We start from the raw sequence: 23,669 nt of genomic DNA, 5'->3' as shown, positions 1-23,669 counted from the left end.
TGGCTGGATATTATAGAGAGATTTTGACGTATTGATAACTTTAGAATGTATTTCTCTGAAAAAGAACTGATTTACAAAGTCTGCACTGACAGGATTGTAATCAAAGCACTTAATAAAATAGGTAAATTAAAATCAGCAATTGAAAATATAGATTCAGCATAATTGATGTAAATGAACATATGCTGTCGATTGATGAAATTGGAACCGTTGATGTTTCAATGAGCTGCTAAGAGTGAATAACAGATGAATCGAGTGAATCTAAAGAAACTTAAAATACAGCAAAGCAACGAAAAATGGTCCAAAGAACAAGATATCTATTTGATTGAAAATAATCATCTAGCAATAGAAATTTTGTCAGAAAAATTGAACTTCACACATGAAGAAATCGTGGAAAGACGACAAATACTAGGTTTGATTAGACGAACGAAACAACTTAAGAAATTGCAGTTCTGATGTTTATATGTATTGGTGCAAACTAAAACAAGACTGAACTTATAAAAGTTCAGTCTTGATCAGATATTTATTTAAGACACAAAATCGTAGATGGCTTGGTTAAATGCTTTCGCATCTTCAATATTTGAAATGTGCGATGCATTGATTTCAAATAAAGCGCTACTACGGATTTTGTTCACCATATATTGACCATCTTTTACTGTCGTTACAGGATCTTTAGAACCTGCAATCACCAATACAGGAATGTTGATGCCTTGAATTTGGTCTCTTAAGTCTGCAACTGCGAGGGCTTCACAACAGCTTGCATAGCCTTCAGGACTGCCTTGGGCTAAATTGTTAGAAAGCTGATCTACAATTTTGGCATTTTTTTTAATAAATCCTTCTGTGAACCAACGTGTTGCCGCTGTAGATGCAATCGGCTCTAAACCTTGTTCACGAACTAAACTTGCTCGGTCTTTCCAAGCCTGTTCTTGACCAATCTGAGCTGCAGTATTTGCTACGATGACATGTTCAAATCGTTCAGGGTGGTTAATCGCCAACCATTGACCTGTTAAGCCCCCCATGGAAATACCACAAAAGTTTGCTTTATCAATATGCAGATGATCCATCAGGTGAATCACATCTTCACCAAGTAACTCAATGGAATAAGGGCCTTGTGGTGCTGAAGATTGACCATGACCACGGGTGTCATAGCAGATCATATAAAAATCTTTCTTTAAGGCATCTAACTGTGGTTGCCACATGCTGAATTGAGTACCTAAAGAATTAGAAAAAATGAGCGCAGGTTTAGTATGATCACCAAAGGTTTGGTAATTGATTGAAGCTTGATTTGACGTAAATGTAGGCATTTTAATGATCCTCAACTCTCCCTCAATCCCTCCTTGTATAAAGAAGGAAGAAAGAGTTTTTAATGGTTAAACTCTTTCTATAATCAAAGCGATACCTTGACCCACACCAATACACATGGAACATATCGCATATTTTCCACCTGTTGCTTCTAGCTGATTCAATGCTGTTGTCACAAGTCGTGCACCAGATGCTCCCAGTGGATGACCAATCGCGATGGCTCCACCGTTTGGGTTCACACGAGCTTCATCATCGGTTAAGCCTAAATCACGTGTCACAGCAAGCGCTTGAGCAGCAAAAGCTTCATTTAGCTCAATGACATCCATCTGATCTAAAGTTAAACCTGTTTGAGCGAGCAACTTTTTGATGGCAGGTGTAGGGCCAAAGCCCATAATACGGGGTTCAACTCCGACCACCGTTGCACCTATCACTTTGGCACGTGGTTTTAGATTATATTGTTGAACAGCATCATCCGAAGCGATCAGTAGTGCCGCAGCACCATCATTAATTCCAGAAGCATTACCTGCCGTAACCGTACCGTCTGCTTTCACCACAGGTTTGAGTTTATTTAAACCTTCTAAAGTGGTTGAAGCTCGTGGATGCTCATCCGTATCGATGATTACAGGGTCACCTTTACGCTGTGGAATCACCACAGGAATGATTTCATGGGCAAAGAAACCCTTTTTTTGTGCAGTAGCCATGCGTTGTTGGCTCGTTAAGGCAAATTTGTCTTGATCTTCACGATTGATCTTAAACTGTTCTGCCACGTTCTCAGCGGTTTGCGGCATGGTTTCAACACCATACAGTTCTTTTAACTTTGGATTGATAAAACGCCAACCCATAGTGGTGTCTTCTATCTTTTGACTACGACCAAAAGCAGTTTCAGATTTTCCCATGACAAAAGGTGCACGAGACATACTCTCTACACCACCTGCAATGATTAAATCGGCTTCACCTGCTTTAATTGCACGTGCTGCCATTGAGATTGCATCGAGTGATGATCCACACAAACGGTTCACTGTAGTTGCAGGAACTTGGTAGGGTACACCTGCGAGCAGTGCAGACATACGCCCCACATTACGGTTGTCTTCACCTGCTTGATTGGCACAGCCATAGATGATGTCATCTACCTTTTCCCAATTCACAGTTGGGTTGCGTTCCATTAATGCTTTAATTGGAAGTGCACCTAAGTCATCTGCACGCACAGGTGCAAGTCCGCCTGCATAGCGACCAAAAGGCGTACGGATAGCATCGATAATGTATGCGTTTTTCATGTTTTTATCCTCTAATCTGCCTTAACCCTGAGTCGCATCAATCAGCTTTGCACCTGTCATCGACTGCAATTCTTCAAAAGTCAGCCCTTCAACTTTTTCAATGACTTTCATTCCTTCAGCTGTCACATCAATGACACATAGGTCGGTATAAATACGATCCACGCATTTCAAGCCTGTAGCAGGATACGTGAGTTCAGCCACGATCTTTGGTTCGCCTTTTTTAGTCACATGATCTGTAGTGATAAAGACCTTTTTTGCACCGACAGCCAAATCCATTGCTCCACCAACAGCAGGTATGGCATCAGGCGCACCAGTATGCCAATTGGCTAGATCACCATTTTCAGCCACTTGGAAAGCACCTAAGACAGCGATATCTAGGTGACCACCACGCATCATGGCAAATGAATCGCCATGATGGAAAAATGCTCCACCTGTCAGCATGGTGACAAACTCTTTGCCTGCATTGATGAGTTCAGGATCTTCTTCACCTTTAGCAGGAGGAGGACCGAATGCGAGAAGACCATTTTCAGAGTGGAGAAATACATCCTTATCCGAAGGCAGATAGCTTGCGATTTTGGTTGGTAATCCAATGCCCAAGTTCACATAAGCACCATCAGGAATATCTTGTGCAACACGTTCAGCAATTTGATCACGGTTTAATTTGATATAGCTCATTTTTATTATCCTCTCGTGATTAAGCTGATTGTTCTAACTGTGTTGAACCCACAGCGACGACATGTTGAACAAAAATACCAGGTGTAATGATATGTTCTGGATCCAATACCCCAAGTTCTACAACTTCAGATACTTGAGCAATTGTGACATCTGCAGCCATCGCCATAATTGGTCCAAAGTTACGAGCAGATTTGTTATAAACCAAATTGCCCCAACGATCGCCTTGATGTGCTTTAATCAGTGCGAAATCAGCTTTGATCGGATTTTCTAAAACAAAATCTTTCCCTTCATAGTTGAGTGTCGGTTTACCTTCTGCCAGTGTTGTTCCGAAACCTGTTGGGGTATAGATCGGACCTAGACCCATACCTGCAGCTTGAATACGACAAGCCAAGTTACCTTGTGGTACCAGTTCTAATTCGATTTTTCCTGCACGGTATAGCTCATCAAAGACATAAGAGTCTGACTGGCGCGGGAAAGAACAAATAATTTTACGTACTGCACCAGCTTTAAGCAGTTTAGCTAAGCCATAGTCACCATTTCCTGCATTGTTATTCACAATAATCAGATCTTTGATTCCAAGTTCGATTAATCCATCAATCAGTTCTGCAGGCTGACCTGCTGTACCAAAACCACCGATCATGATGGTTGAACCATCTTTAATTTGAGAGAGGGCTTCTTTCAAAGAAGCTGTTGTTTTATCAATCATAATCTTTCCTAATTTTGTAGAATTTGACGAATCATCTGATCTGTTATCGATTTGGGTTGTTGGTTTGGGGTGTAGCTGTTGAGCTTTCAGTTTTAGTTTCAGTTCTTGGCTCAGATTGGGGCTGCGGTTTTGTTAAAATAAAATGAGCAAGTACGCCAATACAGATGCCCCAAAAAACTGAGCTTAATCCCAGAAAATGCATACCTGATGCCGTAGCTAAAAAAGTGATGAGCGCTGCATCACGCTGACCTTCATCTTTCATAGCAGTCGTGATATTCAGAGCAATGGCACCGAGCAGTGCGAGTCCTGCAAGCGCAGCCACAAGTTCTTTGGGTAATAAACTAAATAGCATGACAATACTGCCTGCAAACAAACCTCCTAAAATATAGAAAAGACCGTTTGCAATACCTGCGATGTATCGTTTTTCTTTGAGTTCATGCGCATCCTTACCCATACACAGTGCAGCTGTGATGGATGCGAGAACAATGGTGATCCCACCTACACATGCCACAGCGAGTGATGCGATGCTAGTAACTGTGATAATGGGCTTGGCAGGCGTGTCATATCCACTCAGTTTCATAATCGCCATGCCTGGTAAGAATTGACCACTCAAACTGACTAAAATCAATGGAATCGCTAAATTCAGCATACTGTTGACTGTCCACTCAGGACTGATCCATTGAGGAATGGCCAAACTGAAATCAACATCCACAGGGTTCATCGTACCCATAAGCAAGCTCAGAATAAGACCTGCGACTAATACCCAAATCATGCTGTAGCGAGGGGATATACGTTTAGATATCAGGAACACCAACAACATGCCAAAGACGATTAAAGGCATGCTATCTGTCGCTGTGAAAAGTCCTAAACCAAACTGAAATAAAATTCCTGCCATCATCGCTGCTGCGATTGATTGCGGAATCCATTTGAGCAATTTGTCGAAATAGCCACTGATACCAATAATTAAAATCACCACTGCTGCAGTGATATACGCTGCCACAGCTTCATTGAGTGAAATATTGGGAAAAAGGGTGACCAGTAAAGCTGTACCAGGTGCAGACCAAGCCGTAATTACAGGTGTTTTGTATTTGATGGATAGAAAAATACCTGCAATAGCTGCACCAATAGAGATCCCCCAAATCCATGAAATCATCATGCTCGGTTCGACATTGGCTTTTTGAGCTGCCTGAAAAAAGATAATTAAAGGGCCAGAATATGAAATCAACACAGCTAAAAATCCTGCAACTGTTGCTGATAATGACCAATCATTTTTCAAGGTTTGAAACAGGTTCGCCATTGGATTTGCCTCCGTGCCTTCAATGATCCTGTAAAGTAAAGACCAGGTTTAACCCTGATCGCCACCGCCAACAGGAACAACCGTACCTGTGATATAAGATGATTCATCCGATGCAAGAAATGTAATGGCATTGACTTGTTCTTGAATCGTGCCATAACGTCCCATAAATGAACGGTCAATGGTTTGATCAACCACTTCTTGCATCCACGCTTGATCTTGCTCAGAAAGGGGTTGGGTATTACGCAATACCACACGTGGCGGTGCTTCTGTACCGCCTGTTGCAACCGCGTTGACCCGAATACCATCTTGAGCATGTGCAAAAGCCATCGATTTAGTAAAACTATTTACGCCACCTTTGGCTGCCGAATAAGGCAAGCGGTTAATCCCAAGTGTGGCAATGGAAGAGACATTGACAATCACACCTGCTTGTTGTTTCTGCATATGAGGTAACACTGCACGACAGCTCCACAGTGTCGGGAAGAGTGAGCGATTGATTTCTTTGATGATTTCTTCTTCACTAAACTCAGTAAAAGGTTTCATCCAAATCGCGCCACCGACATTGTTGATCATTACATCAACACGACCATAGTGATCAATTGCCTTTTGCACTACAGCTTGTGCACCTGCATAGGTTTCTAAATCTGCCAAGACCACAACAGCTTCACCACCATTGGCTTGAATGTCGTTTAGTGTTTTTTCAACATAATCAGCACGATCTGCTAAAACAACTTTTCCACCTTCGAGCGCAACTTGAAGTGCAACGCCTTGTCCGATGCCTTGAGCCGCACCGGTCACGATCACGACTTTGTCTTGGAATCTTTGAGCATTTGCCATGGTTCTTATACTCACTTAATTCGCAGAGAATTTTTCGAATAAGAAGTTTGCAGGTTTAACACCTTCAGTATCTAACCAACCACGTACTGCATCGACCATTGGAACAGGGCCACAGAGGTAGACATCCACATCGCCACCATTGAGCCATTCATTTTCAATGTGACCTGTCACATAACCTTTACGCCCATGTGCAGAATCAGGGCTTGCAACGACTGTACGGTATTCGAACCATGGTAATTTATTTTGTAATTCATCTAATTTTTCTAATGCGACCAAATCAAAATCATTGGTTACACCAAAAACTAAACGTACTGGATGTTCAGCGCCTTTTTCTTCAAGGACTTGTAACATCGACATAAAAGGGGCAATTCCTGTACCACCTGCAAGCATCACCACAGGGCGTACAACATTTCTTAAATAGAAACTACCAAAGGGTCCTGTAAAGGTCATTTTGTCGCCCACTTGAGCTGTGGCACTTAAAAACTCACTCATTTTTCCATTGGGTACATTACGTACCACGAAACCTGTTAAACGATTCCCAGGTTTCGAACTAAATGAATAAGAACGAGTTTCTGTTGTCGACGGCAAACCAACATTGACATATTGACCTGCTAAAAACTGAATATCTGGCTGACCTTCATCGAGCTGAATATCAAAAGTAATCGTTGAATCGGAGAGTTTTTCAACTTTAGCGAGTGTGCCTTCAAAAGCATGAATTTGAGTTTTACAGACATCTGAAGACGCTTGAATTTGGAATACAGCATCAGAAGTAGGTTTACATTGGCACGCTAAAATATAGCCTTCAGCTGCTTCCTCTGGTGTTAAAGCATCTTCAATATAAGTTTCTTCAGGCATATCAAAAGTACCAGACTCACAAAATGCACGGCATGTACCGCAAGCACCATCTCGGCAGTCTAGTGGAATGTTAATTTTCTGACGGTAAGCTGCATCAGAAAGGCTTTCACCTTGGGTGACAGTAATGAAACGAGTTACGCCATCTTCAAATTGAAGTGCAACATTATGGTTTGACATGGCTGAATATCCTTTTAACAATCTTTTTAAATGGCCTTTCAAACATCGTTCCTGATGACTGAAAGGCTGACCTTGCGTTTGCTGTGGCTACGTCTTATAGGTGATAGATATCAATCACTTGATTGATATAGTCATTTTTGAGGACGACATATTTGTTCAGAATTTTTGGTTGTTCGCCTGAAAAATCAATTTCATAACGAGACATACCAAAATAGCTGTACGACGTCTTGTATCTAAAACTTAACGTGTTCCAGTTAAAGCGAACCGTTAGCTTGTCGCCATCACGTTCAATCACTTCAATATTGTTAATGTTGTGGCTAGTACGTGTGTCTGGCATGGTGGCAGAAGAACGTTCTGTTTTAATACGGAATACACGGTCTTCTAAACCTTGACGATCAGGATAATAAATCAATGAAATTTCAGACTGAGGATCCGTAGTGAGTTGATCATCATCATCCCAAGCAGGCATCCAAAAAGAAGCCGATGGGGCATAGCATTCAATCCAATCATCCCATTGTTCATCATCCAAGAAACGAGCTTCTTGAAATAAGAATTGTGAAATCTTTTCAATCGATGCTTTTTCTAAGTGAGTAGTGGCATTCATGCGATTTCTCCCATGGCAGCAGCTTCTGTTTCAGCTAACTCTTTTTCAGCTTGAATGGCTTTTTTCATGCTGTGTAACCAATATTGGTGTTGTGCAAGATACAAACCTTCATCTTCAGTTTTAATGCCACTCAAAATAGGTTTTAGTCCAATTTCATTTGCAGCATCATCTGGTCCATGGATCCAATGTTTTGAACCACGGCACATGTCATTCCATTCAAGTTCAATCCCTGCATAGCCTGCTTGGCATGCACGGAATTCTTCTAAGTCATCAGGTGTCGCCATACCTGAAGCATTAAAGAAGTCTTCATATTGGCGAATACGGCGTGCACGTGCTTCAACATCTTCACCTACAGGGGCGATACAGTAGATGGTTACTTCTGTTTTATTGACTGAAATTGGGCGTAATACACGGATTTGAGAACCGAATTGATCCATCAAATACACATTTGGATAGAGGCAAAGGTTACGAGAGCGCTCGATCATCCACTTCGACATTGGCGCACCAAACTCAGCAGTGTATTCATCTGCTTTGCTAAAGTTTGGGCGGTCTTCAGGGTTTGCCCATTGTGTCCAAAGGAGCATATGACCATGTTCAAAACCGTAAGAGCCACCGCCTTGTTTACCCCAAGAGCCTGCACTCATGGCACGAATATTATCCGCAGCTTGTGCTTCTTTACGGTGTTGAGTCGTCGCAGCATAGTTCCAATGTACAGCGGATACGTGGTAACCATCTGCGCCATTTTCAGCAGTCAGTTTCCAGTTGCCTTCATAGGTATAGCTTGAAGATCCGCGAAGTACTTCTAAACCTTGATCTGACTGACCGACAATCATGTCGATAATCTTCGTTGTTTCACCTAAAAACGCTTCAAGTGATGGCACATCAGCATTCAGGCTACCAAACAAGAAACCTTTATAGCTTTCAAAGCGTGCAACTTTTTTCAAGTCATGAGAACCATCTTGGTTAAAGCAATCTGAATAACCGGCATCTGATGGATCTTTTACTTTCAGTAATTTTCCTGAGTTATTAAATGTCCAACCGTGGAATGGGCAAGTGTAGGTCGCCTTATTGCCTTTTTTATGACGGCAAAGCTGTGCACCACGGTGTGAACATGCATTGATCATTGCATTGAGTTCACCTTGACGATTACGCGCGATAATGATGGGTTGACGACCAATATGTGTGGTGTAAAAGTCATTATTATTCGGAATTTGGCTTTCATGTGCCAGATATACCCAGTTGCCTTCAAAGATATATTTCATCTCAAGGTCGAACATGGATTGATCTGTAAATACAGAGCGATGAAGTTTAAATTCGCCACTTTCAAAATCGTCAACTAAAAGTTCGTCTATACGATCAAGATGGCTGGTATTAATAACTGGAATACGTGGCATATCCGTTCTCCGACTTTCCAAATTTGGCTAAGTCACTGAGATTTAATGTATTGATCATGAATATGTATGACCTAAAATCTCAGTTTCCTTTGGGCAATGATTTATAGGGAATTAAGCACTTGCGCGACGGCGTTCAACTTCTGTTGAAGGTGCAGTAGTTTTTTCTTTAACCAGTTCCACATTGAAGGTGATGTGTTTGAATGGACCATCAACACCACGACGTGAACTTTCAGCAGGATCAGTTACATCAAAGGCAGTCGCAACTAGACCTTCACGTGTTGCAAATGCAAAGTCATCCCACAGGTACTTATCACCTTCAATATTGAATTGAGTGGTTAGCTTGCGGTAACCAGGTGCTGAAATAAAGTAATGAACATGCGAAGGACGATTACCATGACGACCTAGTTTGTCCAATACAAATTGAGTCGTACCTTTAGGCGGGCAACCGTAGCCAACAGGCATAGTGGTTTGCGCGACATACTGACCTTTGGCATCACTTAAAATAGTACGGCGGAGGTTAAAATCAGATTGAGATTTATCAAAGAATGAATAATTACCAAGACTGTTGGCATGCCAAATTTCAACTTTAGCACCTTCAATAACTTTGCCTTCAGTATCAGTCACTGTGCCTTCGATAAATAACGTAGGGATCTTTCCTGCTTCAGAACCATCATCCATACGTGCAAAACCTACTGATTCGGGAGCGCCTGCAACATATAGCGGACCTTCGATGGTACGTGGTGTACCGCCGTGAATACCCGCCTTGGCATCAGCTTCATCTGCACGTAAATCTAAATAGTGTTCTAGACCAAGACCTGCAGCCAAAAGCCCTAATTCGTTGGCTTGACCTGCATCAGTGAAATATTCCAAACCTTTCCAAAGTTCTGATTGAGAAATATCAAGATCCTCAATTGCTTGAAATAAATCACCCAATAAACGGACAGTGATTTGTTGTACACGTGTATCGACAGGGCCTGTAGCAGTGTCTACGTTCATTGTTTTAACCAGAGTATCAATCTCTTGACGATTCATACTATTTCTCCTTAAGTATGCTTGTATTTTGGGTGGCTGATGTAAGTTGCTTTACATCTGGCTGCCACATTCCTTCTTTACTTGATAAAAATTACATCTATTGATATGGCTTTTAAAAAATTACTTATCGATCATCATCTCGAACTGAAGATGGATGACGATTCAAGGCCATCACTTCTATATTCATGTACGGATAAAGGGGAAGCCCTTGTAAAATACTGTGCAACTCTTCATTGCTTTCAACATCAAAAATACTGATATTTGAATATTGGCCGGTGATACGCCAAATATGACGCCACTTGCCTTGCTGCTGTAATTCCTGTGAATAGGCTTTTTCAACAGCTTTAATTTCATTGACTTGTTCTGCTGGCATATCCAGTGGGATATTAACGTCCATTCGTACTTGAAATAACATTGGAAACTCCTTGTAGATCTCTCAATATTGGGGTTCATCCGTTTACAAACGGCGTAAGTTCTCGATTTTGTTTTCATCCAATTCAATACCTAAGCCTGCTGTTTTAGGTACAGCTAACTGAAAGTTTTGGTATTGAAGGGGCGTTTTTAAAATTTCTTCAGTCAGCAAGAGTGGGCCAAACAACTCTGTGCCATACGTTAAGCTTTCAAAGGTAGAAAAAGCATGTGCCGAAGCAATTGTGCCTACTGAACCTTCGAGCATGGTGCCGCCGTATAAATCAATACCTGCAAGTTGTGCAATCTTATGTACTTCACAACCTTCAATCAGACCACCAGACTGTGCGACTTTTACTGCAAAAACTGATGCTGCATTTCGTTTCGCTAATTGATAAGCACTGTTTGGACCCATTAAAGATTCATCCGCCATAATTGCGATATCAAAACGACGAGTTAAGCGTTGCATCGCATCAATGTTGTCAATCGCACAAGGTTGTTCGATTAAATCAATACCACCGTCTTGTAATAGCTGAATGCCTTTAATGGCTTGTAGTTCTGACCATGCTCGATTGACATCAACGCGGATAGAAATGTCAGCACCTAATGCTTTTTTAATGGCTAAAACATGTTCCACATCAGCTTCTACAGCTCGTGAGCCAATTTTTAACTTAAAAATATTGTGACGTTTCAGCTCAATCATTTTTTGAGCTTCAACAATGTCTTTTTCCGTATTGCCTGATGCCAACACCCAAAGGACTGGAACGCTGTCACGTAAACGACCACCCAATAACTCACTGACTGGCAGACCCAAACGTTGGGCTTGAATATCAAGTAATGCGGTTTGGATGGCACATTTCGCAAAACGGTTGCCATTAATATGCTTTTTAATAGTTGCTAGTGTTTGAGCGACATTCAAACCAGCTAAAGTTTTAAGTAAAGGTACGAAGTAAGTTTCGATATTAACTTTGATACTTTCTGGACTTTCTTCACCGTAGCCGAGCCCACCAATCGTGGTCGCTTCGCCCCAACCGATAAATCCATCTTCAGTGCAGACTTTAACCAAAACCAATGTTTGAGTTTGCATGGTCGCCACCGCCATCTTATGAGGACGGATGGTTGGAATTTCGACGAGCATTGTTTCAATTGATTTATACATCTTGACTCTTCGCAACCTTGCGTTGTGTACCTGATGTGATATACCTTAAAAGAATAAATATATGCTGTCGAACACCTAATTAGCATTTTAATATACTTAAAAGGTATTTAATTAAGTGAGGATTTGGAGAGAATGAAATGGAATTAAGACATCTTCGCTACTATGTAGCAGTTGTAGAAGAGCAAAGCTTTACTAAGGCTGCGGAGAAATTGTTTATTGCACAACCCCCTTTGAGCCGTCAGATCCAAAATTTAGAGGCGGAACTGGGTACTCAGCTTTTCGAACGAGGCAGTCGACCATTAAAGACAACTGAAGCAGGTCAATTTTTTTATCAGCATGCGGTTAAACTTTTGTCTAATGCTGAAGAAATTAAAACCATGACACAACGTGTTGGTATGGTTGAAAAGACCATTACTATGGGTTTTGTTGGGTCACTGCTTTATGGCTTATTACCTAAAATTGTCTATTTATTTAGACAGCAACATCCAAATTTGAAAATTGAATTGATTGAAATGAGTACCAAAGACCAAATTCAATCTTTGAAAGAAGGTCGTATTGATGTTGGATTTGGACGTTTACGTATTTCAGATCCGGCAATAAGACGTGTTTTACTTCGAGAAGAGCCATTGATGGTTGCGGTTCATTCAAGTCATCCTTTTGCACTGCAAACCGCAGGGGTGTATTTAGCCGATATCGTTGAAGAAAACTTATTTATCTATCCTAGCCAAGCAAAACCAAATTTTTCGACACAAGTTCGTGGGCTTTTCTCTGAACATGGGCTTGATCCCAAAAATTTAAAAGAAGTCCGTGAGATTCAATTGGCATTGGGTTTGACTGCTGCGGGTGAAGGCATTTGTGTTGTACCTAGAAGTGCGAAAACGATTCAATTACCGCATTTACACTTCATACCTTTATTGGATGATGCCGCCGTGAGTCCCATTTTCTTAGCGCTTCGTTCAATGGATGAAAGTGAAGATATTCGTTCACTGTTTGATTGTATTTACCAAGTCTATGATCTTGAAGCAATTAAGTATGATCGAGCAGTGATATAAGTAATGGTTTTAATCAAGCTATAAACATAATATCCAAAAGTATCTAACTTTAAACTTACTTATAGTTTGTCTATAGATAAAATATAGTTAAAGATGATAATAGAGGAATATACATACTGATGGTCTCATTCAGACCATTTATCATGAATTACTCTAAAAAACAGGAGTAAATTGATACGGATGCAGAGCATCAAATTTTAGCTAATGGATTGATTAATAACAGACAGCGTACAAATAAACTTTAAAGGTATAAATATAGAGCAATTCGGTTTTGGACAATAAAAATACTTTGCTTCATTGTTCGTGACATACAAACATTCACGAGCAGGAGCATTAAAGTGAATACACATCCAATAAATATCAACACGGTGGTTGATGAAGCTAAATTTACACCCTTTCATTGGAGTGTGCTGATTTGGTGTTTACTGATTATTATCTTTGATGGCTATGATCTGGTCATTTACGGTGTGGCTTTACCTCTTTTAATGCAAGAGTGGGGTTTAAGTAATGTTCAAGCAGGATTACTTGCGAGCACAGCGCTATTTGGCATGATGTTCGGTGCGATGAGTTTTGGAACGCTGTCCGATAAAATTGGTCGTAAAAAAACCATCATGATCTGTGTGGCAATTTTTAGTGGATTTACATTCCTAGGTGCATTTGCCAAATCGCCGACTGAGTTTGGTGTTTTACGCTTTCTTGCGGGTTTAGGCATTGGTGGTGTAATGCCAAATGTCGTTGCACTCATGACAGAGTACGCACCTAAGCGTATTCGTAGCACATTAGTTGCGGTGATGTTCAGTGGTTATGCCATTGGTGGTATGGCATCTGCATTATTAGGCTCATTTTTAGTGGTGGATTATGGTTGGAAAATCATGTTCTATATCGCCGTTATTCCATTGCTTGCATTGCCTTTGTTATGGAAATTTCTACCTGAATCCCTCATGTTTATGACCCAAAAAGGCGAAACAGAAAAAGTTCGCGCTGTGGTTCATAAAATTGCACCTGAATTAAATATCCCAAGCACTGCAACCTTTAAATTGGATGAACCTGTTGCAGGTGATGAAGCGCCATTACGTGCTTTATTTCAGCAAGGTCGTATGTTTAGTACGTTGATGTTTTGGGTGGCATTCTTCATGTGCTTACTCATGGTTTACGCACTTGGAAGCTGGTTACCAAAACTCATGATCCAAGCAGGCTATTCATTGGGCGCAAGTATGTTGTTCCTTTTCGCCCTAAATATTGGAGGCATGATAGGTGCAATCGGAGGCGGTGTTCTCGCTGATAAATTCCATCTTAAACCTGTATTAACCATCATGTTTACTGTCGGTGCAATTGCATTGATCTTATTGGGATATAACAGCCCGCAAGCTGTGCTGTATGGTTTGATTGCCGTTGCTGGTGCAGCAACGATTGGTTCACAAATCTTACTCTATACCTTTGTGGCACAGTTTTATCCTGCTGCGGTACGTTCTACAGGTATGGGATGGGCATCAGGTATTGGTCGAATCGGTGCAATTGTCGGACCAGTCTTGACTGGAGCATTATTGACACTTGAACTTCCACATCAAATGAACTTCTTAGTGATTGCGATTCCAGGTGTGATTGCAGCATTGGCAATCTTTATGGTGAATCTGCGTGCATCGGTTGAGGGTGAAAAAGTTAAACAACCTGATTTGGTTGTAAGCCCTAAACAGACAGCTCATTAAGCGAGGAATGCCTACATCACAACGGTGTAGGCTGGCTTCTATTCATCAGCAAGATCTGTAAATACTATTCAAATGCAATAAATGAAGAATATTTACCACAAATTTTGGTTCATTCTTTGAATCGTTAGACTTTGATCGAAATTGAATCAATATTTGTAGGCAATCGGCTTCTTTGGAACTAAGTTATTTTTCATAAATCATTTTAGATGAAACATTTATTTATTTTCATCGCTTGTTTTAAATCAACAAAGTCAGGATTGACTTAATATACATAGGATATGTACCGATGAATCAATTTAAAAAAAATAGTCTCACTATTGCTCTAGGATTAAGTGTGGTGAGTTATGTACAGGCAGATACCAAAACCTCTGTTGCTGTACAGCAAAGTCAGCAAGCTGAAGTTAATCAGCTTAGAGCAGAAGTAAAAGAACTTCGCAATTTACTCGAGCAATTTACTCAAACTCAGCAAAAACAAGCAGTGCAATTACAACACGTTCAGCAACAGCCGATAGAGACGACAAATGCTCAAAAGGCACAGAAACCTAATGGAATGGGTTTAACACTAGCGGGCTCTGAAATTAATTTTTACGGCAATGTCCGTATGGATGCTCAGTATCAAGCTGAGGGTGGTTTACAAGCACGTCTTTATAACCAAATTAGTAGTGTACCTATTGAAGCAATTGCCGAAAGAAGTGATGAATTTAAGTCAACGCTGTCAGCAACGCGTATCGGTTTGGATTTTAAAACACCGGTCACAGGGAAAGACGTATCTGGGAAGATTGAAGTTGATTTCTTAGGTGGTGCGAATTTCGATAACTTACGGATTCGTCATGCTTATGTGAACTATGACAATTGGTTAATTGGTCAAACATGGTCGAATTTTGCTGTTCCAGACTATATGCCTGAAACGATTGACGCACTGGCTTTTGTCGGTGGCTCGGTTAAACGGACACCACAAGTCCGTTATAAACATACATTTAATCCAAATACAAACTTGATCACAGCCGTTGAAGACCCTAAAGATAGTTCTATTAGCATGCGTATGCCTGCGTTAACCACTCGTTTAAATCATAAAGTCAATGACGAGCTGTCGTTAAGTGGTCGTGCAATGACACATGAAAAAAGAATAGACAGTGAGGAAAAGTGGGCTTGGGGTGTCGGTATTGGTGCGAAATATGACTTTAGCCCTCAGACCAGTTTGAAAGCAGATTATTACCATGTCAAAGGGGATAGTAGCTTTGTTTCATGGGCAAATAGTGGCGTACTCAAAACTGCATCAGGAGATTTGGTACAAAATGAATTTGACTCAATCACAGTTGGTGTTACTCAAAAGTTCAATGACAAATTAAGAGGAACTTTAGGTTATGGCTTTATGAAGTTTAATGAGGATCAAGACTATCTTGGCACTGTTGCCAATAAAACAGCATCGAATAAAGAACTTTGGCAAGCTTGGGCAAATATGTTCTATAACCCAGTTAAACCGATTAGTTTAGGTGTGGAATATGTATATGGTGAACGAACTGCTTTAGCCCCAGCAGTAAATGGGCAAGATACAGGTATCGACAATCGCGTGAACGCCGTAGCTATTTATAATTTTTAAAAACTGAATATTGGGAATGAATTAAGCTTTAAGTTTGAATCACTTTTTTTTCAATATAACTCTAAGCCCATGAATAAAGTTTTATTCATGGGCTTTTCATGATTAATCAAAGCATTCAATTTTAAATAGCAACTGATGAATGAATAAATAGAGCATAAGAAGTATGGAAACATAAGGAAACCTTACAAATAGCGTAATTTTTTATGATTTATGACTGATCAAATTGTTCTTAAATATTTCAATGTAATTTTTCTATATTTTATAAATTACTGTTTTCAAATTAAAAAGAAGAAATTACTCATTGAATCGAATCATGATCTTTACAAAAGGAGGGTTTGGCTAAATTTCACTCAATGCAATAGTGGAAATAATACTGATAGGAGTAGAAGAAATGCCTAACTTGTTGAAAGAGCGTTTAGTTTATGTCCTCAATAGAGATAATAACAATTACTTAGAAATGGTAAATTTTTTTTTAGATCCTGATATTTCTTTATTTGATAAAGAAAAAAAATCGACTCAATTTTTAAAAAATGAATTTGAACTTTTAAATGACGCTAATACTGATATTGATTTTCCTCAGTCTTTGTCTGAAATTAAACAATGGACTGCCTATAAGCAGCAACATATTTATTCTGAATATAAAGCCTATTTAAATAGAAGACAAAATGGGCAACATCGTGAATATTTCAATTCAGTCAGTCATGTTTTTGAATTTTTAATTAAAATTGCACCTGTAAAAAAGGTTGATGGCGCTTGGCTGTATAGTTTAACCAATTATTGGAGTGATGCTGATTTCAGAGAACTGATTAGCATCTATTTAGAAGAGTTAGGACAAGGGTTGGCTCGAGCAAATCATGTCAAACTGTATAACGATTTACTCCAATCTTTAGGCTTAGAACATTTTGAAGGTTTTCTTGAGGATCGTTATTACCATCAACCTGCGATTCAACTGGCGCTGAGTTATGCATCGCCTGAATTTATTCCTGAAATTGTCGGCTTCAATTTAGGTTATGAGCAATTACCATTACATCTACTCATTACAAATTATGAGTTAAAAGAGTTGGGGATTGATTCGCATTATTTTAATGTCCATATTACGATTGATAATCATGATTCTGGGCATGCAGCTCAGTCCATCCAAGCTGTTGAAAAAATTGCTCAAAAATATAAAAATAAAGACGAATTTTACCACAAGCTTAGAAGAGGTTATGCGCTCAATGATCGAGGTGTTTCTTCAACTCAAATTGTAAAAGATTTAAATCTCAATGAAATGATCATCAATATTTTTAAAAGAAAAGCATTGGTAGGACGCTATGTGCACAACGATAAATGTAAGTTCATGGAGAAAACAATTAATCAGTGGTTAAACGATCCTGAACAAATTTCAAATTTTTTAGACATATTAAAAGATAAAAATTGGATCAAAACAGGGGAAGACCCTGAACTCAGTCGCTTTTGGACAATGATTAATGATGTTGATGGGAAAATGTATGGCGTTTTTAATTCTGCTGAAAAGCAAATGATTTATGATTGGATCGATAATGCAACATATGCAGAATACTCAAAAGAAAAGAAGAATATCTCCATCACTCATCCTGAATTACATGATTATTCTTTTGCTTATTTGGGAGATGAACAGCTGAAGGAGCTTAAAAGAAAGATTGAGTTAGAATCGAATATTGCTTCTAAAGTGAATACATTGATTCCATACCTTGCACCTCATCTCCATCATACTGAAGTTGGACTATGGAGTACTTATCAATACGTTCGTTATTTATTTCCGCAATTGATTATGAAAGCTCATATTTAATATTTTAATTGATTCTTGAATCACATAAGGTCTGGAATAGTATTAATCAACATGAGTAAAACTCATCTTTTACTGAATTTATATCGTTTTACTCATGTTTTGATTCGCGCTTAAATACACCCATTGAGAAATATTAACTTTTAAGATTTGGGTGGCGGATTATTATGAGTACTAAATTTGCATGTTCAATTAAGCGCATTCGTTTTGACGAAAACTATCAACCTGCTAATAACACACGTCTAACCACAAACTTTGCCAATTTGGCACGTGGTGAAAGTCGTGAAGAAAATCTTCGCCGTACGCTTGCGATGATTAATAATCGCTTTAATAGCTTAGCAAGTGTAGATAACCCAAATTCAGATCGCTATTCATTAGAGATTGACATTATTTCTGCTGAGCTTGATGTAGAGGGTAATGGTCAAACTTTCCCATTTATTGAAACGCTTAAAAGTACCATTATTGACCATAAAACCAATGAACGTATTGAAGGCATGATTGGTAATAGTTTTTCATCGTATGTCCGTGATTATGATTTTAGTGTGGTATTGCCTCAGTTAGGTTGTGGCGTAGGTGAAAAACCTGAGACCTTTGGTGATTTACATGGCAAGCTTTATCAACATTTAGTGAACTCAGAAGTATTTAAAGCAGAGTTTAACAAGCAACCTGTGATTTGTTTGAGTGTTTCAACCTCTAAAACCTATTTCCGTACTGCCAATGTACACCCCGTTTTAGGTGTGGAATATACCAATGATGAATATTCACGTACTGATGAATACTTTGCCAAAATGGGCTTACGTGTACGTTATTTCAAACCGGCAAATGGCAATGCACCTTTAGCATTCTATTTCGCAGGTGATTTATTACGTGATTACACTGATTTTGAGCTGATTAGTGCAATTGCAACAATGGAAAGCTTCCAACGCATTTATCGTCCTGAAATTTATAACACCAATTCACCAGCAGGTTTAGTGTACAAGCCAAGTTTAAGCTATACAGATTACTCACTTACACGCATTGTGTATGACCGTGTTGAGCGTGGTCAATTGGCAGTTAAGCAGGGCAAGTGGACAGAACAGAACTTTATCAAGCCATATCAAAACATTTTAAATGAATGGGCGGCTAACTTTACTGTAAATACTGCTGATCAATACCAAGCGGCTTAATACATCAAATTGATATACAGATTTACGAATTTAGAGAAAGAAGATTAGAAATGGCGCTTTTAAAACCAAAAACTTTACTCCCAACATCAACAGCAGGCAGCTTACCAAAACCATCATGGTTGGCAGAGCCTGAAAAATTATGGTCAGCTTGGAAGCTCGAAGGTGAAGATCTTCTACAAGCAAAACGTGATGCACTTAGCTTATCGCTACATGAGCAATTACAAGCAGGTATTGATATCGTATCTGATGGTGAGCAAACTCGTCAGCACTTTGTCACTACCTTTATTGAGCATCTTGAAGGGGTCGATTTCGAGAAGCGTGAAACCATGCGTATTCGTAATCGGTATGATGCAAGCGTGCCATCTGTGGTCGGTGAAGTTTCACGTAAACAACCTGTGTTTATTGAAGATGCAAAATTCTTACGTAGCCAAACCAATCAACCAATCAAATGGGCACTCCCTGGCCCGATGACGATGATTGATACGCTTTTTGATGATCACTACAAGAGCCGTGAAAAATTGGCATGGGAATTTGCCAAAATCCTGAATCAAGAAGCTTTAGAGTTAGAAGCATCAGGCGTGGATATTATCCAATTTGATGAACCTGCATTTAACGTATTTTTTGATGAAGTCAATGATTGGGGCATTCCAACGCTAGAACGTGCGCTTGAAGGCTTAAAGTGTGAAACGGCAGTTCATATTTGCTACGGTTATGGTATTAAAGCCAATACTGATTGGAAAAAGACTCTAGGCAATGAATGGCGTCAATATGAAGAATCTTTCCCGAAACTACAACAATCTAAGCTCGATATTATCTCGCTTGAATGCCAAAACTCTCGCGTGCCTATGGATTTAATTGAACTCATCCGTGGTAAAAAAGTGATGGTTGGTGCGATTGATGTAGCAACTAACACAGTTGAAACCGCTGAAGAAGTAGCAAATACACTGCGTAAAGCCTTGCAATTTGTAGATGCTGATAAACTTTATCCTTCAACCAACTGTGGCATGGCACCACTTCCACGTGAGGTTGCACGGGGTAAACTCAATGCCTTAAGCGCTGGCGCAGAAATTATTCGTAAAGAACTCGCTGCGCAATAACACTGGTTTTCAAATGATTAAAGGGTAAGATCATTACCCTTTATTTTCATAAAAATCGAAAACTCGATTTAGGATAAAAGAGATGATTGAATCAACCGACTTTAGAAATGCAATGTCGTTACTTACGACCGCAGTTAATGTAATTACCACAGAAGGTGAGGATGGCATGCATGGCTTTACCGCATCTGCTGTGTGTAGCGTGACGGATACACCTCCCACTTTATTGGTCTGTATGAATCAATCTTCTCGTTCACATACACATTTTGTTGATAATAAGATTTTAAGTGTCAATGTCTTAGGTGCACAGCATGAAAAAATCTCGAACGCCTTTGCCTCAAGTAAATTAAGTTCCGAAGATCGTTTTAAACTTGGGGCTTGGACAACATTAGAAACAGGTTCACCGATTTTAGAAGATGCTTTGGTCAGTTTTGATTGTGAGATTGAGCAAATACAAGAAGTTGGTACGCATAGCATATTTATGTGTCGTGTAGTTGCAATCAAACAAAGTCAGCAAGATGAAAGTTTGGTGTATTTTAATCGTGTCTATCATCAAGTTGGGCAAGTAGAAACGGCCTAAATTTGTACGATAATCCTTGTTAAATTCATCTCAAATTTTGAAATAAATATCCTGTGAAATTCATCATTTTTAGCTATTGGTGCGTTTGTAGATTTTGCCGCAGGGCTTTTTGTAGGCGGCGATACAATTATTGATCCACAGATCAAAAGCCTACATCGAGTACGATTTGATTATAAATGATCATTTTGCATGAGTATTAACAAATCAAGAGTAATCTGTATTCACCATTTTCAAAGGGTGCTCTATGTACGCAGGGTAGGACTTGTTGTGTAGGGTGATCAACAGCTAAACGCCAAAGATGTCCTGTTCCCAAGTTTACTAGGTTTGCATCAGGTTTAGGTTGATAATGCAAATCAAAAAAGTATTCTTCAAGAAAATCATCAAATTCAGCATCTGACCCATCATGTAAATCTTTCAATTTAGCTCTAATTTCTGGAATTAAAATCTTTTGCTGAACTTGATCATTAGCGATGATGTCACTTGAAGCGCCGTGATATGTACACAAAAAAGTATCGGTTTCAATGGGTGAGCGATCCACATGAAATGAATATACATCTGTTGAAATGAAATCTAATTCATCATCTCGATCATAATTTTTGAGTAAATTTAAAGATGGTGAAGCCCCAAAATCAGTTAAAAAATGTATATCTTGTAAAATAATTTTTCTAGCTAGCTCACCATTTTGTGTGAGTTCTAAGGCTAAAAGGTCTTGAACAGAAATTTCTGCAATATTTTCATCTAATTCGAGTTTATCTATAATCTCTTTAAAATCTCCAACTAAATTTCTAAACCAACATATCGCATTCATATTTCCTTTGAAATGTGAATGCACAAGTTCAGGAAAGCTTGAAACTAGGCTGATTTGATCATTGTTAGAAAAAATATTGTTCATAGAAATTACATAAAAACTTTGTTGCATGATACATGTCGGTTAAAGAAATATAGATTGGTATAAAATATTATGCTGAGACTAGATTTTTAATAGCTAAGATTTTTGTTTGGCTTTTTGGCGTAATACATATAAATATAAGCTTTCTACTTTTTCACGTGCCCATGGTGTAGTGCGCAAGAATCGTAATGATGATTTAACACTTGGATCTATGCAAAAACATCTAATTTCAATTTTACGACTTAAGCCTTCAAAGCCATCATAGTAATCCAATAATTCATCCAAAATGTCTGCAAGTTTTTTGCCGTGTAAAGGGTCATTGGAGGTGTTCATAATAGATTAACAACATTTGAGGAGGCCATTATTATAACCTAAGCGAGTTGGAAAATGAGAGGGCTGGAATTTAAACCTTTAATATAGAAAATTACGGCTTATTTTCTAGTTTTAACTTTATTAAAAATTTTTAAATGTTGAAATTCTAATAATTATGGGACATTGAAAATTGCAGGACAAACACATGTACGTAGGCAACTTGTATAATCTTTTATTTAACATAATATACATTATGCGAAATCATATTGTTAGAACCCATTTAAATTGTCTATATTCTCACCAATAAAAATGTCTAGTTTATGATGGTTTTTATCATCATGGACTGGATATAAAATATAGATGCTGATCACTATGTCTGATAAAGAAATTCAACGTCTTGCAGTTCTGCAAGAGGTTCGAGATCATCGTATTACCCAAGTCCGTGCTGCTGAAATCCTGAATCTTTCCACTCGTCAAATTACCCGGTTATTGCAGAAGCTCCATCAAGACGGTGTTTCAGGTCTGGCGCATGCCAGTCGTGGTCACCCGGGTCATCATCGCCATGATGAGTTATTAAAATCAAAGTGCCTTTCCATTATTTCTGAACATCTGCTCGGATTTGGACCCACCTTGGCGCATGAGAAGCTCAGCAGCATGTTTGACCTGAATATCCCTGTAGAAACGCTTCGGCGCTGGATGACTGCAAATGAGCTCTGGATTCCGCGATCCAAACGTCTAAAACGCCCATATCAGCCACGCTATAACCGGGATTGCTTGGGTGAGCTGATTCAGATTGATGGCTCATATCATGACTGGTTTGAAGGCCGAGCCGCCAAATGCTGCTTGCTGGTTTATATCGATGATGCCACTGGAAAGCTGTTGCATCTGCGCTTTTGTGAAGCGGAAACGACCTTTGATTACATGCTTTCAACCCGAGCCTACATTGAGCAATATGGGAAGCCCTTGGCCTTTTATAGCGATAAACACTCGGTATTCCGAGTCAATCAGAAATCGAGCCAAGACAGCAAGATCACGCAATTTGGGCGGATTCTGAACGAGTTAAACATTGATATTATCTTCGCCAACTCACCACAGGCCAAAGGCCGCGTAGAACGAGCGAATAGAACCCTTCAGGACCGTTTGATCAAGGAGATGCGCCTAGAAGGCATCGGTTCGATTGCTGAAGCCAATGCATGGCTACCCTGCTTTATTGAGCATTTCAATCAGAGGTTCGCCAAATGTGCGAGAAACTCAAAGAATTTACATCGGCCCTTAACCGAATCTGATCTTGAACTGGATGATATTTTTACCTGGCAGGAACCGCGTAAGGTCACCAAGAATCTAACCCTGACCTATGACAAATGTATTTATATGCTTGAACCGACTGAATTAAACCAGAAATTAGTTGGGCAATATATTTCATTTCTAGAGTATCCGGATGGGACTGTGGCCCTCATGCATCAAGGACGAAAGCTCAACTACAGCATCTTCAATAAATTGGCTGGGCTACAGCAAAATGAGATTGTTGAAAATAAACGTTTAGGTTCAGTTCTAGCGCATATTCAACAGCAGCATGAAGCATTGGAAAAACAGAATAAACGTTCAAGAACAAACAAAAGTATGCCAAGTCGTAAAGCTCAGAAAGCCGGTATTGAACAAAGAAAGTTGAATCCTGTGCTTGACTCTTGTCGTTAAAAACAGGACATTTTAAATGGTTTATCGCATAGACATTTTAATTGGTGAATACCA

The 23,669-nt window shown here is 39.4% G+C and carries 23 protein-coding genes; 9 read left to right on the top strand and 14 right to left on the bottom strand.

The genetic code is table 11. The features are described 5' to 3' along the window. Nucleotides 1-243 precede the first annotated feature (243 nt). Nucleotides 244-453, top strand: a complete 210-nt coding sequence (locus tag AC5YDM_RS09545) for a hypothetical protein (protein WP_496151875.1) — start codon at nt 244-246, stop codon at nt 451-453. Between the two features lie 71 nt (nt 454-524). On the opposite strand, the gene pcaD is transcribed toward AC5YDM_RS09545, so the two are convergent. The 12 genes from pcaD to AC5YDM_RS09485 form a co-directional block, all read right to left on the bottom strand. Then, nucleotides 525-1,301, bottom strand: coding sequence for a 3-oxoadipate enol-lactonase (gene pcaD, locus AC5YDM_RS09540; protein ID WP_496151874.1), 777 nt, complete (start codon nt 1,299-1,301; stop codon nt 525-527). Nucleotides 1,302-1,367: 66 nt separating this feature from the next. Next, the gene (gene pcaF, locus AC5YDM_RS09535) at nt 1,368-2,573 is read right to left on the bottom strand and encodes a 3-oxoadipyl-CoA thiolase (RefSeq protein WP_496151873.1); all 1,206 of its coding nucleotides are present in this window, start codon (nt 2,571-2,573) and stop codon (nt 1,368-1,370) included. A 21-nt stretch (nt 2,574-2,594) separates the two neighbouring features. Next, complete coding sequence (locus tag AC5YDM_RS09530; RefSeq protein WP_496151872.1) at nt 2,595-3,248, bottom strand: 3-oxoacid CoA-transferase subunit B; 654 nt, start codon at nt 3,246-3,248, stop codon at nt 2,595-2,597. A 19-nt stretch (nt 3,249-3,267) separates the two neighbouring features. Continuing rightward, nucleotides 3,268-3,954, bottom strand: coding sequence for a 3-oxoacid CoA-transferase subunit A (locus AC5YDM_RS09525; protein WP_496151871.1), 687 nt, complete (start codon nt 3,952-3,954; stop codon nt 3,268-3,270). 43 nt (nt 3,955-3,997) lie between these two features. After that, nucleotides 3,998-5,251: a benzoate/H(+) symporter BenE gene (gene benE / locus AC5YDM_RS09520; RefSeq protein ID WP_496151870.1), complete on the bottom strand. Its 1,254-nt coding sequence runs from the start codon at nt 5,249-5,251 to the stop codon at nt 3,998-4,000. Between the two features lie 48 nt (nt 5,252-5,299). Beyond that, entirely contained in the window at nt 5,300-6,085 is a 786-nt protein-coding gene (locus AC5YDM_RS09515) for a 1,6-dihydroxycyclohexa-2,4-diene-1-carboxylate dehydrogenase (protein ID WP_496151869.1), read from the bottom strand. 15 nt (nt 6,086-6,100) lie between these two features. Continuing rightward, nucleotides 6,101-7,117 carry a benzoate 1,2-dioxygenase electron transfer component BenC gene (gene benC / locus AC5YDM_RS09510; protein WP_496151868.1) on the bottom strand — a complete coding sequence of 339 codons (1,017 nt, stop codon included), beginning with the start codon at nt 7,115-7,117 and terminating at the stop codon, nt 6,101-6,103. A gap of 94 nt (nt 7,118-7,211) precedes the next feature. Then, nucleotides 7,212-7,721, bottom strand: a complete 510-nt coding sequence (gene benB, locus AC5YDM_RS09505; protein ID WP_496151867.1) for a benzoate 1,2-dioxygenase small subunit — start codon at nt 7,719-7,721, stop codon at nt 7,212-7,214. Beyond that, nucleotides 7,718-9,115, bottom strand: a complete 1,398-nt coding sequence (gene benA, locus AC5YDM_RS09500) for a benzoate 1,2-dioxygenase large subunit (protein WP_496151866.1) — start codon at nt 9,113-9,115, stop codon at nt 7,718-7,720. Before benA ends, benB begins: the two co-directional genes overlap by 4 nt. A 111-nt stretch (nt 9,116-9,226) precedes the next feature. Continuing rightward, complete coding sequence (catA, locus tag AC5YDM_RS09495) at nt 9,227-10,147, bottom strand: catechol 1,2-dioxygenase (protein WP_496151865.1); 921 nt, start codon at nt 10,145-10,147, stop codon at nt 9,227-9,229. A 124-nt stretch (nt 10,148-10,271) separates the two neighbouring features. After that, the gene (catC, locus tag AC5YDM_RS09490) at nt 10,272-10,562 is read right to left on the bottom strand and encodes a muconolactone Delta-isomerase (protein WP_496151864.1); all 291 of its coding nucleotides are present in this window, start codon (nt 10,560-10,562) and stop codon (nt 10,272-10,274) included. A 42-nt stretch (nt 10,563-10,604) separates the two neighbouring features. Further along, nucleotides 10,605-11,714 (bottom strand): muconate/chloromuconate family cycloisomerase, encoded by a 1,110-nt coding sequence (locus AC5YDM_RS09485; protein WP_496151863.1) that lies wholly within the window; start codon nt 11,712-11,714, stop codon nt 10,605-10,607. Nucleotides 11,715-11,851: 137 nt separating this feature from the next. On the opposite strand from AC5YDM_RS09485, the gene AC5YDM_RS09480 reads away from it, so the two are divergent. From AC5YDM_RS09480 to AC5YDM_RS09450, 7 genes are all read left to right on the top strand, one after another. After that, nucleotides 11,852-12,766: a LysR substrate-binding domain-containing protein gene (locus AC5YDM_RS09480; protein ID WP_496151862.1), complete on the top strand. Its 915-nt coding sequence runs from the start codon at nt 11,852-11,854 to the stop codon at nt 12,764-12,766. 338 nt (nt 12,767-13,104) lie between these two features. Continuing rightward, nucleotides 13,105-14,472, top strand: coding sequence for an aromatic acid/H+ symport family MFS transporter (locus AC5YDM_RS09475; RefSeq protein ID WP_496151861.1), 1,368 nt, complete (start codon nt 13,105-13,107; stop codon nt 14,470-14,472). A 286-nt stretch (nt 14,473-14,758) separates the two neighbouring features. Then, complete coding sequence (locus AC5YDM_RS09470; RefSeq protein WP_496151860.1) at nt 14,759-16,072, top strand: DcaP family trimeric outer membrane transporter; 1,314 nt, start codon at nt 14,759-14,761, stop codon at nt 16,070-16,072. Nucleotides 16,073-16,463: 391 nt separating this feature from the next. Continuing rightward, the gene (locus tag AC5YDM_RS09465) at nt 16,464-17,882 is read left to right on the top strand and encodes an iron-containing redox enzyme family protein (protein ID WP_496151859.1); all 1,419 of its coding nucleotides are present in this window, start codon (nt 16,464-16,466) and stop codon (nt 17,880-17,882) included. Nucleotides 17,883-18,046: 164 nt separating this feature from the next. Continuing rightward, the gene (locus AC5YDM_RS09460) at nt 18,047-19,045 is read left to right on the top strand and encodes a putative oxygenase MesX (RefSeq protein ID WP_496151858.1); all 999 of its coding nucleotides are present in this window, start codon (nt 18,047-18,049) and stop codon (nt 19,043-19,045) included. 50 nt (nt 19,046-19,095) lie between these two features. Then, on the top strand, nt 19,096-20,142 hold the full coding sequence (locus AC5YDM_RS09455; protein WP_496151857.1) for a methionine synthase: 1,047 nt from the start codon (nt 19,096-19,098) through the stop codon (nt 20,140-20,142). A gap of 82 nt (nt 20,143-20,224) precedes the next feature. Continuing rightward, nucleotides 20,225-20,719 carry a flavin reductase gene (locus AC5YDM_RS09450; protein WP_496151856.1) on the top strand — a complete coding sequence of 165 codons (495 nt, stop codon included), beginning with the start codon at nt 20,225-20,227 and terminating at the stop codon, nt 20,717-20,719. A gap of 196 nt (nt 20,720-20,915) precedes the next feature. On the opposite strand, the gene AC5YDM_RS09445 is transcribed toward AC5YDM_RS09450, so the two are convergent. Continuing rightward, nucleotides 20,916-21,611 carry a DUF1826 domain-containing protein gene (locus AC5YDM_RS09445; RefSeq protein ID WP_496151970.1) on the bottom strand — a complete coding sequence of 232 codons (696 nt, stop codon included), beginning with the start codon at nt 21,609-21,611 and terminating at the stop codon, nt 20,916-20,918. Nucleotides 21,612-21,704: 93 nt separating this feature from the next. After that, nucleotides 21,705-21,941, bottom strand: coding sequence for a VF530 family protein (locus AC5YDM_RS09440; protein WP_241270971.1), 237 nt, complete (start codon nt 21,939-21,941; stop codon nt 21,705-21,707). A 339-nt stretch (nt 21,942-22,280) separates the two neighbouring features. Between AC5YDM_RS09440 and AC5YDM_RS09435 the strand changes: the two genes are divergently transcribed. After that, nucleotides 22,281-23,615, top strand: a complete 1,335-nt coding sequence (locus AC5YDM_RS09435) for an ISNCY family transposase (protein ID WP_496151848.1) — start codon at nt 22,281-22,283, stop codon at nt 23,613-23,615. Nucleotides 23,616-23,669: the final 54 nt, after the last annotated feature.

Source organism: Acinetobacter sp. CY81 (genome assembly GCF_059515925.1).
This window is presented reverse-complemented; position numbering and strand designations above follow the sequence as displayed.

Excerpts from the sequence above, each read along its gene's own strand:
- AC5YDM_RS09545 (WP_496151875.1), top strand. The coding sequence starts at position 244 with ATGAATCGAGTGAATCTAAAGAAACTTAAAATACAGCAAAGCAACGAA.
- pcaD (WP_496151874.1), bottom strand. The coding sequence starts at position 1,301 with ATGCCTACATTTACGTCAAATCAAGCTTCAATCAATTACCAAACCTTT.
- pcaF (WP_496151873.1), bottom strand. The coding sequence starts at position 2,573 with ATGAAAAACGCATACATTATCGATGCTATCCGTACGCCTTTTGGTCGC.
- AC5YDM_RS09530 (WP_496151872.1), bottom strand. The coding sequence starts at position 3,248 with ATGAGCTATATCAAATTAAACCGTGATCAAATTGCTGAACGTGTTGCA.
- AC5YDM_RS09525 (WP_496151871.1), bottom strand. The coding sequence starts at position 3,954 with ATGATTGATAAAACAACAGCTTCTTTGAAAGAAGCCCTCTCTCAAATT.
- benE (WP_496151870.1), bottom strand. The coding sequence starts at position 5,251 with ATGGCGAACCTGTTTCAAACCTTGAAAAATGATTGGTCATTATCAGCA.
- AC5YDM_RS09515 (WP_496151869.1), bottom strand. The coding sequence starts at position 6,085 with ATGGCAAATGCTCAAAGATTCCAAGACAAAGTCGTGATCGTGACCGGT.
- benC (WP_496151868.1), bottom strand. The coding sequence starts at position 7,117 with ATGTCAAACCATAATGTTGCACTTCAATTTGAAGATGGCGTAACTCGT.
- benB (WP_496151867.1), bottom strand. The coding sequence starts at position 7,721 with ATGAATGCCACTACTCACTTAGAAAAAGCATCGATTGAAAAGATTTCA.
- benA (WP_496151866.1), bottom strand. The coding sequence starts at position 9,115 with ATGCCACGTATTCCAGTTATTAATACCAGCCATCTTGATCGTATAGAC.
- catA (WP_496151865.1), bottom strand. The coding sequence starts at position 10,147 with ATGAATCGTCAAGAGATTGATACTCTGGTTAAAACAATGAACGTAGAC.
- catC (WP_496151864.1), bottom strand. The coding sequence starts at position 10,562 with ATGTTATTTCAAGTACGAATGGACGTTAATATCCCACTGGATATGCCA.
- AC5YDM_RS09485 (WP_496151863.1), bottom strand. The coding sequence starts at position 11,714 with ATGTATAAATCAATTGAAACAATGCTCGTCGAAATTCCAACCATCCGT.
- AC5YDM_RS09480 (WP_496151862.1), top strand. The coding sequence starts at position 11,852 with ATGGAATTAAGACATCTTCGCTACTATGTAGCAGTTGTAGAAGAGCAA.
- AC5YDM_RS09470 (WP_496151860.1), top strand. The coding sequence starts at position 14,759 with ATGAATCAATTTAAAAAAAATAGTCTCACTATTGCTCTAGGATTAAGT.
- AC5YDM_RS09465 (WP_496151859.1), top strand. The coding sequence starts at position 16,464 with ATGCCTAACTTGTTGAAAGAGCGTTTAGTTTATGTCCTCAATAGAGAT.
- AC5YDM_RS09460 (WP_496151858.1), top strand. The coding sequence starts at position 18,047 with ATGAGTACTAAATTTGCATGTTCAATTAAGCGCATTCGTTTTGACGAA.
- AC5YDM_RS09455 (WP_496151857.1), top strand. The coding sequence starts at position 19,096 with ATGGCGCTTTTAAAACCAAAAACTTTACTCCCAACATCAACAGCAGGC.
- AC5YDM_RS09450 (WP_496151856.1), top strand. The coding sequence starts at position 20,225 with ATGATTGAATCAACCGACTTTAGAAATGCAATGTCGTTACTTACGACC.
- AC5YDM_RS09445 (WP_496151970.1), bottom strand. The coding sequence starts at position 21,611 with ATGAACAATATTTTTTCTAACAATGATCAAATCAGCCTAGTTTCAAGC.
- AC5YDM_RS09440 (WP_241270971.1), bottom strand. The coding sequence starts at position 21,941 with ATGAACACCTCCAATGACCCTTTACACGGCAAAAAACTTGCAGACATT.
- AC5YDM_RS09435 (WP_496151848.1), top strand. The coding sequence starts at position 22,281 with ATGCTGATCACTATGTCTGATAAAGAAATTCAACGTCTTGCAGTTCTG.